Here is a 12,805-nt window from a genome sequence, read left to right on the forward strand (position 1 = left end):
TCAACTCAGAAATAGAGAAAATTATTATTTTAGTTCAAATCATCATTCTGTGAAGCTCAAAAAAATCGCCAAATTTTTCTGCCTTGCATTCCCAAAATAAGTGTGGTACTATTCTATTATTGGGAGTCATTCGCCCCTATACATGACTTTTTATTCAACTTAAAACCGAATTATCTCCCAACTATTATGTTTGACTAATTTGACTAAACTATCTACTTTGACAAAAATACCAAACAGCTTTTATAACAGTTAAAAAAGAAAGCGTTAAATTAATTATGTTTAAATGTATTACAGTTAAAAATTTTAGATGTTTTGAAGAAATTAGTATTGATAATATCGAACGAGTCAATTTAATTGGAGGTATCAATAATGTGGGAAAAACAGCTCTGCTAGAAGCAATTTTTTTGTTAACAAGTTTAAATTCTATAGAAAATCCTCTAAAATTAAATTTTAATAGAGGAATTTTTCAACAACAAACTTTTGATGTAGAAGAAATTTGCGAATGGTTATTCTATCAAAAGCAAGTCAGTAAAGTCATTAAAATTAAAATAGTAAATGACAATAATGAAGAGAGTGAGCTAAAGTTAAGTTTAGATAAAGCATCAAGCCCAAGATTATTTCCTTTAAGTTTAAAATCAAATAACAGAAAAACTTTAAAAGATTTAAAAGTAAAGTTTAAAAAAGCAGATGGAGAACCATTTGTATTTACAATTTTTTTTACAGCAGATAGAGAAGACCAAAATCAAATAAGATTAGCAATTCAGCAAGACAAAGAACAGGAAGCTAGAGAAATAGAAGTTTTTCCTCCTAGTATTTTTCTCAGTAGTCGTTTAAGAGTCTCACCAACCGAAGATGCAGAAATATTCAGTCAATTTGAGGCCATAAATCAACAAAATGAAATTATAGAAATCTTGAAAATAATAGAACCAAGATTAAAACGTTTAGCCGTTTTAGTAACTGGAGGAGTACCTATGATTTATGGAGATATTGGAGCAGATTATTTAATTCCCGTTTCATTAATGGGAGAAGGAATGGGCAGATTATTATCTATTATTTTATCGATTATGAATGCAAAAGAAGGAACAGTATTAATTGATGAAATTGAAAATGGCATACATTACTCAGTGATGGAAAAAGTTTGGCAGTCTATAGCTGTAGCAACTAGAAAATCTAACACTCAACTCTTTGCTACTACTCATAGTTATGAATGTATTCGTGCTGCTCATCAAGCATTTTCCAACTCCGAATTATATGACTTTCGTTATTTCAGACTAGAGAGAGAAAAAGAGACTAATATTATCAAGAGTTTAGTTTATGACAAAGATAATATTGAGACTTCTTTAGAACTTAACTTGGAGATGCGTTAATGAGTCAAAGTAAAAAAACAATTGAAAAGTCAAAGTTGATTCTTGGTGAAGGAAAAGAGGATGAAATGTTTTTCTCTCAATTAATTGAATATTTAGAAATTAATGATATCCAAGTTGATTTTTATGGAGGGAAAGATAACCTTAATAATTACTTGAAAACTTTGCATTTAATACCAGGTTTTTCTAATTTGCGTTCTTTAGGAATTACTAGAGATGCTGATGATTCATTCAATTATGCCTCTAAAAGTATTGAAGATTCTCTCATAAAATATAAATTAAATGAAATAGAGAATTTAAAAATAGAAAAGTTTATCCTTCCAGACAACCGTTCTGAAGGAATGCTAGAAGACTTATGTTTAAAATCAATAGATACTGATGAAATTAGTTGTATTGAAGATTTCTTTCAGTGCATTGAAACAAGTACAGGAAGAAAATCTAATAAAATTTCTAAAGCTAAAATATACGCCTGGTTATCTACTCAAGAACATCCCGATAAACGTCTAGGTGCAGCAGCTCAAGCAGGTTATATTAAATGGGATAACGAAGCTTTTAAAGAACTGACAAATTTTATCAAAAATCTTTAAATAGGGTTTGCTGAAAAAGTATTTTGGTAAGGGTAGGAGTTCAGGAGTCAGGAGAAATAGGAGTTATGGAGGAGTTAGTAGGAAGAATAGTCCCTTAATTTTTCTGCCCTAGTGAGCCTTTAATGCTAATCGCCCTCCTATCCCTATGCAATTGATTCTGTCTCCTGTCTTCTGTCTCCTGACTCCTTCTTCAAGGAGTTGCTGACTTATTTGCATTCAATTCTTGTTGAGAATATATACCTGCTTTTAAGTTAGATTTATGTTGTGCTTCTGCCGCTACTTCTGCCTTAGCTTCCGCCACAATATCCCCGAATATTTCTACTGTTTCTGCTAGAGCACCTTTAGTTTTTTCCAAGAAAGAAACACCAGTTTTAATAGTTGCTTTAGCTACAGGTTTTAACAAAGGTAAAAGAATCGGAGTTAATACAATAGCACCCACACCTACTGCAATCGGAACTCGATTTTGAATAACAGTTTGTTTAACTTGTTGAGGTAAATTTTGAGTTGCTTGTTGCCAGGTTTGATTAGCTACCACAGGCAAATTTTGAACCACTGATTCTGGTATATTTTGATTAGTTTGTTCTACCATATTAATGCTCTCCTGATATTAGTATTATTAATCTTATAAAATAACTATAACAAAAAAACACAAACGAGGGTAATTAATTTTTTATTAAATTTTTGTTGCTATTTATTTTCAACAATAAAATATAGCAGAATAAAGAGGGAAAAAGGAAGAGGGAAGAGGGAAGAGGGAAGAGGGAAGAGGGAAGAGGGAAGAGGGAAGAAGGAAAAATGTAAGCATTTCCTCCGGAATGCTGCGCAAACAGCTATTAGCAGTCAGCTCTCAGCAATAATAACCTGTGCTTAAGGACGAGTTTTAAATGAATATAGACTTTAGAGCTGACTGTTATAGTAAGATTTTTCGTTTCTTAGTCAATAAAGCTTTTATCACTCATTAAAAGCAATAGCTGATAGCTGATAGCTGATAGCTGACGGCTGAATGCTTACGGAAAAATATTGCTTTGTCTTAGCTTTAAGCTCTCGATCTGTCTGCGACCTTTCCTTCCACTGCTATATCAACCACAAATTTATAGATTACTTAATAACCCAGAGTAAACTACAAAAATTAAGATGAAACTTATACCCCATATATTTTAAAAATACTAAAATTTTAGACCGAGTTCACTTAAATATTTAATAAATAATTTTAAGACTGAAGAATGTGGCAAGTAAGCATTCAGCGGTCAGCATTCAGCAATCAGCTATTAATTCACTGCCTTTATAGCAGGAATTAGTATTGAGAAGTTTAAGGAGAATTCAAAGTATTGAAAAAACAACTAACCTTGACCTGAGCAGTGTATATCCATTATTTATGAAACAGCTAAAAGCTGAATGCGAGCTAGCTGAATACTTACTGTGGCAAAGTAGATGAATTTTTGCTATAAAACCTTTATTATATAAACTTGATATTAAATGAATTTAACCGGAGCTTTTCTCCAAACCCTAGTTTAAGAACTTAAAAATATCCTCAATAAACCTGATTTATTTTATGACAAATAAAATTTTAGCCCTTGATTTTGGTGGTACAAAGTTAGCAGCAGCAGTATTAAATGCTGGCGAAAGAAACTGGCAAGACTATCAAAAAACTTTTTCCCCTCCCCATGCTTCTGCTCAAACAGATATTGAAATAATCCAAACTATTTCTCACAACCTCCTCAAAGGTGAAAAACCTGCTGCTATAGGAGTCAGTTTTGGCGGCCCCGTAGATGCAACAACAGGTACAGTTCGTCTATCCCATCATGTAAAAGGTTGGGAAAATATTCCCCTCAAGCAAATCTTAGAAACCGAATTTAACTCACCCGCAATAGTTGATAATGATGCCAACGTAGCAGCATTAGGAGAACATCGTTTTGGCGCTGGTCAAGGATATGACAATTTACTCTATATTACTGTAAGCACAGGTGTTGGTGGGGGTTGGATTCTCAATGGCAAACCATGGCGGGGTGTTCAGAGTATGGCAGGAGAAATAGGTCATGTCACAGTCGATCCAGAAGGTCCAATTTGTCTTTGTGGTAAGCGTGGTTGTGTGGAAAGATTAGCATCAGGTCCCTATATTGCCCAACAGGTAAGGGAACAGTTGCAATATCAACCTCAAGAAGGGCAAATTTTACGCAGTTTGGTAAATAATGATTTAGAAGCAATAACTGCTCAGGAAGTTAGTCAAGCAGCTATGCAAGGAGACAAAATTGCCATTAAGGCGATCAAGTTAGCTGGTTGGGGTCTAGGAGTTGGTATTGGGAATGTAGCTAATTTAGTTAATCCCGAACGATTTATTTTAGGGGGTGGGGTAATGAAAGCAGGTGAATTATTGTGGGAAACCCTACAACGAGTAGCAAGAGAAACTGCTTTACCAGAAGTCAATTTTGAGATTTTACCGGCAGCATTGGGTGATGAAGCACCTTTGTGGGGAGCAGTTGCATTAGCTGAGGATTTGTTGTTGAGTAACCAATAATATCATATTCGGTTGAAAAGTTTAAAGAATTTTTAGAGATGGAGAAAGGAGAGAGAGCAGGGGTTCTATATATAGCAGAGAAAAGGCAACAGACAACAGTGGAACAAATATTGCCTAGTCTAAGATTCATCATCAGCATAAGTCCTAACCGCTCTGGTTATTGCCATACCTACCACCTAATGCAAAACTCCCCGATCGCGTACCTGCTTTAGCAATTCCACTGCCTCTTGATGACCTTCTGAACTTGCCCAGACCAAAGCAGTCCATTTATTATTATCTTTAGCCTTGATATTTGCGCCCCGGTCTAGCAAAATTTGAATGGCGTTAATATGGCCACTACCAGCAGCTGTCATCAAGGGAGTCAAGCCAAAATTAGTAGCAGCATTGACATCAGCACCAGCATCCAATAAAATTTGCAAAATTTTCCGATCGCCACTACCAGCAGCACCCATCAAAGGCACCCAACCATCATTATCATTGTTATTGACATCAGCGCCAGCAGCCAATAATTTTTTAACTATCTCTATATGGCCAGCTTCCACAGCAGCAATTAAAGGAGTGGAACCCTCCGAGTCTTTAGCATCGATATCTGTAACTTTATTCAGCAAAGTTTCGACTTGAGAAATATCTCCGGTTTTAACCGCATCAATTAATTCTGTCATCTTAAATTTTCTCCTATAATTTTGTTTTCTAGAACGACAAGCTAGAAGTCGGGGATTTAAACCCAAGCTTTTAGGGTGCTGAAAGCTTAGGTTCAAAAGTTGATAGTTAGTTAACACATCTACCTACTAGAGCAGGATGGCGGAAATAACTGACCAGTTACAAAATCCTAAAACAATTACAAATCAATACTTTTAACTTTTGACTTTTGACTTCCGCGTAGCGGCACTAGAGCGATCGCTCTGTTAGTCTATTAATTTTCTTGCTTTTTTCCCCGTACTATACCTGAAGCAATAGCACCAGTAACCAAGAGACCAAGAATACTTGTGGGTTCCGGGACAGATTCTGCTGTCAATTCTAGTTCCGCGAAAGAAATAACCGCATCATCCTGATAAAACCAGGGAATTGTATTCGTAACAGGATCTAATGAATTGATAATATCTGCAGAGGTAAACCCAAAGTCTAGCAAATCTATAGAAACTGTACCTGTAGTTCCCACCGCAGGGATACCAGGAATGCTAGATATATTAATAGGTTTTACGCCAGGAACTCCAATAGTATCTGTTGTAACTCCAGAAATCATAGGAGAGAGAGTCAAAGTTAGGAGAGCCGAGTCTAGAGGGCTGGAAACTGGAAAAAACATTAGATTGCTGTCATTTGAGAAATCAAATAACCAGTTTGTTGTTTCATCAATTCCATCACCTGTAGGCAAACTTGGGACAGTTGGATTCTGTAGAATCAGAAAATCTCCATTCTGTAGATCTCCTTCAACAACAGGAGTTGGGTTAGAAGACCCAGTTGCAGTAGCTTTTATAGAAATAGCAAGCGCTTCTTTAGGAACCCAGAAAGTCAGGGTTGTCAAAATAGTGAAAAACGGTAGGGATAAGTGATTTTTTCTCAGCATATCTTCAATCTCCCAAATGAATTCTATGTTGCATCTGGTATGATAATAGCATAGATTTCACAGAATAAAAGCTATTACAGCACTACCTTACTATTATCGAAAGTGCTGTAATATTGAGAATTATAGACGTAAAAATGGTGGCATCATATTTCCAAATCCCAATGCACTAAAAGGAACTATTATCCATAGCTGTATTTCTGCCCTGTTGTCTAGTAAAACCGGATTTAGTATTACCCCCCTATGAAAAAAATTGATATTGTCATCCTCTCAAATGGCCCGGGAGAATTAGCTACCTGGGTGCGACCTGTTGTGCAACAGTTACGACAACAGGCAAATATTGATATGAGAATTTCTGTCATACTTTCACCTTGTCCCCATGCTACCGGAAAAGAAGCAGCGATCGCTCTTTCCTATCCAGAAATAGACCGAGTACAACCCGCAGAATATTTTTGGCGGTTTTTGCTGTGGGGAAAAACGGCGGAAAACTGGCATTGGTATCCCCAGGGAATAGTTTTATTTTTGGGAGGCGACCAATTTTTTACTGTTGCGGTAGGAAAACGCCTTGGTTATCGTACTGTTATTTACGCTGAATGGGATGCTAGATGGTGGCGCTGGATAGATAAATTTGGGGTAATGAAACCAGAAGTTGCTGCTGAAGTACCACCAAAATATGCTGACAAATTTACGGTAGTGGGAGATTTGATGGCGGAGGTCAATTCAGTTATCAGTTATCAGTTATCAGTTATCAGTACCTCCAGCCTCAAAAGGGGAGGCTTTAAACCAAGATTTTCGGTAAGCAGTAATTTAGATTTACCAACAACAGAGGAAAATGTTGTTGAGTATATTGGGTTATTGCCTGGTTCTAAACCTACTAAACTATCTTTAGGTGTACCTTTAACTTTAGCGATCGCTCAACATCTCCACAAAATACGCCCGCAAACTAGATTTATTATTCCAGTTGCTCCTACTCTGGAATTATCTACTTTAGCCAGTTTTGCCGACTCTCGAAAAAATCCGGCAGTTCAAAAAATGGGTGGTGTTGAGGCGAAATTATTAATGCCTCCAGACTGCGAGATGGAAAATCCTAAACTGGTTACATCTACAGGTCTAGAGGTGGAATTAATAACGCGCACTCCTGCTTACGATCTACTTTCCCAATGCCGTCTTTGCTTGACCACAGTTGGTGCTAATACTGCTGAGTTAGGTTCCTTGGCAATACCGATGATTGTATTATTACCCACCCAACAACTAGATATTATGAGAGCTTGGGATGGTTTACCTGGGTTGTTAGCAAATTTACCGGGGGTAGGAGCTGCTTTTGCTGCCGGAATTAATTGGTTAGTGTTGCGCAAGGGACAACTGTTTGCTTGGCCGAATATTTGGGCAAAACAAGAAATTGTGCCGGAGTTAGTAGGGAAACTGACACCAGAAACAGTAGCAGAATTGGTATTAGATTTTTTGAGTCATCCAGAAAAATTAGCAGAAATGCGCGATCGCCTTAGAAGTGTTAGAGGTCAACCGGGAGCAGCACAAAAGTTGGCTGAAATTGTGTTATCGTTGCTGTAGCAAGGAAGAAGGAAGAGGGAAGAAGGAAGAGGGAAGAAATTTTGCCGAAAAATAAGGAAGAAGGAGGAAGGAAATATTGGGCGTTCATAAGTGCGGAATGTAGGTTAATAATTTTGTGGTTTTGTGGAATGAGCATCTTGCCCGTTCCCCCGTTCCCGAATTTAAAAATCAATGCTATTCAAATCCTTTATTCATCCTGGCTCCTGACTCCTAATAAATAGCCTAACTATTTGTAGCAAACAGTTATCAAATTGGTATTACCGAATTATTAATTATTAATTATTAATAATTAAATAATTTTGGTTTAAAGCCTCCCCTTTTAAGGGGAAAAAAAAAGAAATAATATCTCCTTATATTCAATTCTGTAACGGTTTTAACCAGAGGTAATTATCAATTATCCATTATCAATTATCAATTAATGAAATCATGTCCGCATAAGAGCGATCTGGAAAAAACTTATCATGAGTGCTTAAACAATAAATATGTCTATTTTCTCTACTCCCCTACTCCCCTACTCCCCTACTCCCCTACTCCCCTACTATCTTAATAATAAGTGTTCAACCGGACATGATACTACATCTCTGTATCAAAGCTAGAACTATTATCAATAGTGCTTGTATTAGAAGATTATATTGTGTTTTATACAGTAAGTGCGACTACCTTTGCTCCTGTAAGGATAATTATTATTAAAACAGTGAGAACTCGTAAAAAGAGTTTTTTTATTAGTCTGATCTTGATATCCATAGCAATCATATCAAATTGGATAGTAAGCGTTCTGGGAATTTTTAACCAATACATAAATACTCGCCAATTATACCATGATTGCTTGAATTATTTTATTGTTTAAGTATTAAACCGGACATGATACAACTACCAATTACGATCGCGAGTTAGATTTTTGTTTTGGTTGCTGAAATTTATAAATGTCCTGAATAACCTGCACCCAACCATCCGTAAAAGCCTCAATAAGGCGATCGCCTTTTTCTTTGGTCGCCACCTTTGCATCACCCAAAACCCCACTACAACTCAACTCCTTGGTTAACCAAGCAAAAGGAAACTTTCCCTCCATACTTAACATACTGTCTTCAGGCAAATCTTGAGGATATTCCGTTACTGCCTTATCCATTTTTACCGTATCCGGCAATATTGACAACATCATACTGGTTTCCCCATCTCCTGCATGAATTCCCAACTCCATTTCCTTTGGCGTAAACAACTCTTCGCTTGGGTGAGGTACGCGCCAAGCAAAAAGCGGAAATAGCAAAAAATCCTCATATTTCTGGTGCAAGTCTCGCGCCACAATTTCGAGAACTTGTGGTTGTCCGCCATGAGCATTCAAAAACACCAATTTGCGGAACCCAGAGCGATAGATACTTTCAGCCATTTCTGTTAATACTGCCATCAAAGTCTGGGCGGTGAGAGTAATGGTACCAGGAAAATGCCAATGTTCGTTAGATTTACCGTAATATTGAGTTGGTAAGGCATAGGCAGGAATATTAGAGTCGAGTTTAGCTAGTGCTTTACCTGTAATAAAAGTAGCGATCGCTGAATCAACAATTATAGGTAAATGAAAACCATGTTGTTCAATAGAACCCACTGGTTGAATAATTACTACATTTTCCTTATTTGGCATTGTTTCAATATCTTGCCAGGTGAGATAGGGAAAAAATCTTTCTGGTGGGATGAAATTGTGCATCATCATTAATAGTTAAATAAATTATCATTAATAATTTAAGTGAACTTGTTCAAGAAACTTTTGTCAATCTTATCGCGCTACGCGTAAGGCAACAGGCAACAGGCAACACAGGAATACAAAAGGGTTTCAGTTTCTATTCATGTCAAACACCTTAATGTATAGCGATATATAGTTTAGTGCCCAAAACTAAGGGTAGTCCTGCTCGCGTAATGGTAGATGGGGATGAACAACGGCGCTTCATGGGAGCATCTTGCTCCCACTGTTTTTGTCCTTGACCAAAATAATGACAATAGACCACAATTACAATCCACCACCACCAAACCAAGTTCTAAATATTCAAACATTGGTATAGCAATGTGCGCTGGGATATTTACAAATTACAGGAACTGTCCAATAGCTAAAAGTCTTATATTATTGGTTTTTTATTCCCCTTGTTGCCTGTTGCCAGATGAGCTGTTGCCTGCGCACAGCGCTATATATGTTATAAATATGCTATAAATAGTACTTAATTTGAAACTACTCATGGCTTACGAACACGAAAAACAAATAGCAATTGAAGCTGCTCTAGCAGCAGCTAAACTCTGCGAACAGGTTCGTGGAAATATTCCACCTGCAATGGAAAAAGGTGATAAAAGTCCGGTAACTGTTGCTGACTATGGCGCTCAAGCGTTGATTTGCAAAGCCTTGGGTGAGACCTTTCCAGACGATCCAGTGGTAGGAGAAGAAGACGCCACTGAATTACAAACTCCAGAGATGGCAGAAAATTTGACAAAAGTGACAAATTATGTAAAAGAACAGATAGCAGATGCTACTCCAGAACAGATAGTACAATGGATTAACCAAGGTAACGGTAAAGTCGGACCTCGTTATTGGACTTTAGACCCCATTGATGGCACAAAAGGGTTTTTACGTCAAGACCAATATGCAGTAGCGTTGGCATTGGTGGAAGCAGGAGAAGTTAAGGTAGGGGTGTTAGCTTGCCCAGCGATGCCAGTAGAAAATAATCAACCAGGGATGTTGTATGTAGCGGTTCGGGGTGAAGGAGCAGCAATGATGCCAATAGCAGGAGGTGAATTTACTCCTATTCATGTTGTGAAAGCGGGTGATACTACTAATCTCCGGTTTGTGGAAAGTGTGGAAACTTCTCACGGCGACCAAGACCGTCAGAATGCAGTAGCGAAAGCTGCGGGTATTACTGCGCCTTCTGTACGGGTAGACTCTCAAGCAAAGTATGGTATTGTGGCATCTGGGCAAGCTGCTTTATATTTGCGTTTGCCTTCACCGAAGTCTCCTAACTACCGGGAGAATATTTGGGATCATGCTGCCGGAGCGATCGTTGTGGAAGAAGCTGGAGGACGTGTTTCCGATCTTTATGGTAAACCGTTAAATTTTGCTGATGGAGCGAAGATGGTTGATAACCGTGGTGTAGTTGTTAGTAATGGGATAATTCACGATCGAGTTTTAGCTGCTTTGCAAGAATAGATATTTATAGCAGAAGGAAGAAGGAAGAAGGAAGAAGGAAAATCTGGCGTTGTCTGAGTTTTAAGCTTTTGATATGTCGGCCTCCTTTCCTTCGACTGCTGTAACTAAAGCTAGGCAACGAAAAATCAGGGTGGTTATACCGTTTCACAGAAGTCAGAAGTTATATCAAGTCTCATTAATTAGGGCTTGCTGAAAAAGTCTTATGGATGAGGGTAGGAGACAGGAGACAGGAGACAGGAGACAGGAGAAATGGGAATTGTAGAAGAGGTAGTCGGAAAATTGTCCCTTGATTTTTCTACCATAATCATCCCAAAATACTAGCTTTTTGCAGCTCTTGCCACTGAAAAGATGACACTTTTTGAGACAAAAAAATGCTACAACCAATATAAGTCAATGCTTTGGTATTTAATCAGCAAACCCTAATTAGCCATAATAAATTAGCTATCTTTAAGTCATCTTTAGATGACTTCTGCTATGCAGCCCAGAAAGAAATTTCTGGGCGGATGCCATGGCCTGCTATACTTCGGCGTTTCTCATTCCCTGTTCCCTATTCCCTATTCCCTATTCCCTCAAATCTGTCAATTTACTAACCTCTGAACTTCTACTATCTTTTAACAAAGTTTCAATATTTTTTGCCATCCGAGTTTGCTGCTCTAACTGCTTTGTTGAAGAGAATAAATCACCTAATCCATTAATAATTTGTTTAAGACTTTTCCTAAATCTATCATCCCCAGTTAAATCATCTAAATCTGATGTCATTTTCTGCACATTCTGAAATGTTGCTCTAGCTGAATCTAATGTTTGTTGCAACATAATTATATTTGTAGAACTATTTAAGTCAGTAGAAATATCTCGTAGATTAGCAGAAGTTTCTACTGCATTTGCTGATAATATTTCTAAATTACCAATCAATTCTCCTCTTTCTATATCGCTAACTATCGGACTTAAACTTTCCATTAACACTGCTAACTCTTCCGTCGTTTTTTCAATATTATCTAAAGTTGCTATAAGAGTAGAACGATTTGTATTAACAATTGAATTAACCTGCTCTGCTGTTAAACTAACTTTCTTCGCTACTTCCTCTACAGAATTTGCTGAAGCTATCGCTGCCTCGGAAACTTTTGCTGTAGATTCTTCCATGGCTTTAGTCACATTTGCTATTCCATTGGAAATTTCATTTACTTCTCTTTCTACAGTTTTAGTCAGGCTATCCAAATCTCTCTCTACAGTATTAGTCAAACCACCTATTTCCCCTTCCAAAGTATTAGTCAAACCACCTATTTCTCCCTCTAAGGTTTGAGTCAAACCACCCACTTCTGCTCTAAGAATCCCTGTTATTTCATCTACATCTTCTCTTAAATATTGACTTATACCTTGCATTTCTCCTCTAATAGTTTCTGATAAATCAGCCAGTTGTTTTGCTAACTTAGAAGCCTCTTCAGAAGCATTAGCTGTATTTTCAGCAATTATTTTAACATTACTAAATAACTCTGGGTCACTGTATAGATCGATTAAACGTATTCCTGCTCTTAATAATTGCTGTATTTCTACTCCTGCTTGCCCCTGTAAACGATCATTATTACAGATAATTATTTCCGAACAATTAGAGGATAAAGGACCAGCAGAAATTTCTGATTCTGGTATTCTACCTCTAGGAGTAATATCTATCACTGCAGTACCAATAAATGAAGATGTATTTGCTTGAATAAACACATCACGAGGAATAATTAAATCTTCAGGTTTAATTTCTAGACTAATATCTACTCCATTTGGCCCTGGTTTAATTCCTACTACCTGTCCTACATTAATACCTCGATATCTAACTGATGTGCCTAATTCCATACCAGATGCACTTTCAAATTCTACTATGACCTTATAACTACGTTGGCCTAAGTTTACTCCCTTCAACCAAAGCACCAATACACCAAATAAACCTAATCCTAGCAAAGTTAATAAACCAACTGAACCTTCTCTAGCTGTTCGCGATCGCATAGTTTCCCCAAAAATTATCAATAAGCTGTGACGATTTAC

At 37.2% G+C, this 12,805-nt stretch carries 11 protein-coding genes; 5 read left to right on the forward strand and 6 right to left on the reverse strand.

From position 1 onward, the window contains the following. Nucleotides 1-275 precede the first annotated feature (275 nt). Both F6K27_RS05025 and F6K27_RS05030 read left to right on the forward strand, forming a co-directional pair. A complete protein-coding gene (locus F6K27_RS05025; RefSeq protein ID WP_287273501.1) occupies nt 276-1,367 on the forward strand; it encodes an ATP/GTP-binding protein in 1,092 nt (363 codons plus the stop codon). Then, entirely contained in the window at nt 1,367-1,951 is a 585-nt protein-coding gene (locus tag F6K27_RS05030) for a DUF3226 domain-containing protein (RefSeq protein WP_287273499.1), read from the forward strand. Before F6K27_RS05025 ends, F6K27_RS05030 begins: the two co-directional genes overlap by 1 nt. A 190-nt stretch (nt 1,952-2,141) precedes the next feature. Here the strand turns inward: F6K27_RS05030 and F6K27_RS05035 are convergent, their stop codons facing one another. Next, the gene (locus F6K27_RS05035) at nt 2,142-2,540 is read right to left on the reverse strand and encodes a DUF5132 domain-containing protein (protein WP_287238818.1); all 399 of its coding nucleotides are present in this window, start codon (nt 2,538-2,540) and stop codon (nt 2,142-2,144) included. 963 nt (nt 2,541-3,503) lie between these two features. On the opposite strand from F6K27_RS05035, the gene F6K27_RS05040 reads away from it, so the two are divergent. Beyond that, nucleotides 3,504-4,466: an ROK family protein gene (locus F6K27_RS05040; protein WP_287273497.1), complete on the forward strand. Its 963-nt coding sequence runs from the start codon at nt 3,504-3,506 to the stop codon at nt 4,464-4,466. A gap of 176 nt (nt 4,467-4,642) precedes the next feature. Here the strand turns inward: F6K27_RS05040 and F6K27_RS05045 are convergent, their stop codons facing one another. Both F6K27_RS05045 and F6K27_RS05050 read right to left on the reverse strand, forming a co-directional pair. Next, nucleotides 4,643-5,128 (reverse strand): ankyrin repeat domain-containing protein, encoded by a 486-nt coding sequence (locus F6K27_RS05045; protein ID WP_353735933.1) that lies wholly within the window; start codon nt 5,126-5,128, stop codon nt 4,643-4,645. Nucleotides 5,129-5,379: 251 nt separating this feature from the next. Further along, nucleotides 5,380-6,030, reverse strand: a complete 651-nt coding sequence (locus tag F6K27_RS05050) for a PEP-CTERM sorting domain-containing protein (RefSeq protein WP_287273493.1) — start codon at nt 6,028-6,030, stop codon at nt 5,380-5,382. A gap of 240 nt (nt 6,031-6,270) precedes the next feature. On the opposite strand from F6K27_RS05050, the gene F6K27_RS05055 reads away from it, so the two are divergent. Then, nucleotides 6,271-7,596, forward strand: coding sequence for a lipid-A-disaccharide synthase (locus F6K27_RS05055; protein WP_287273491.1), 1,326 nt, complete (start codon nt 6,271-6,273; stop codon nt 7,594-7,596). An 877-nt stretch (nt 7,597-8,473) separates the two neighbouring features. Here the strand turns inward: F6K27_RS05055 and F6K27_RS05060 are convergent. Then, entirely contained in the window at nt 8,474-9,292 is an 819-nt protein-coding gene (locus F6K27_RS05060; protein WP_287273656.1) for a creatininase family protein, read from the reverse strand. Nucleotides 9,293-9,443: 151 nt separating this feature from the next. Continuing rightward, nucleotides 9,444-9,590: a hypothetical protein gene (locus F6K27_RS05065; protein WP_161564322.1), complete on the reverse strand. Its 147-nt coding sequence runs from the start codon at nt 9,588-9,590 to the stop codon at nt 9,444-9,446. A 224-nt stretch (nt 9,591-9,814) separates the two neighbouring features. On the opposite strand from F6K27_RS05065, the gene F6K27_RS05070 reads away from it, so the two are divergent. Beyond that, nucleotides 9,815-10,774: a 3'(2'),5'-bisphosphate nucleotidase gene (locus F6K27_RS05070; protein ID WP_124143205.1), complete on the forward strand. Its 960-nt coding sequence runs from the start codon at nt 9,815-9,817 to the stop codon at nt 10,772-10,774. Between the two features lie 561 nt (nt 10,775-11,335). Here the strand turns inward: F6K27_RS05070 and F6K27_RS05075 are convergent. Continuing rightward, nucleotides 11,336-12,787, reverse strand: coding sequence for an MlaD family protein (locus tag F6K27_RS05075; protein WP_287273489.1), 1,452 nt, complete (start codon nt 12,785-12,787; stop codon nt 11,336-11,338). Between the last annotated feature and the right edge of the window lie 18 nt (nt 12,788-12,805).

The sequence above is a fragment of the Okeania sp. SIO2F5 genome (assembly GCF_010692685.1).
Taxonomy (GTDB): domain Bacteria; phylum Cyanobacteriota; class Cyanobacteriia; order Cyanobacteriales; family Microcoleaceae; genus Okeania; species Okeania hirsuta.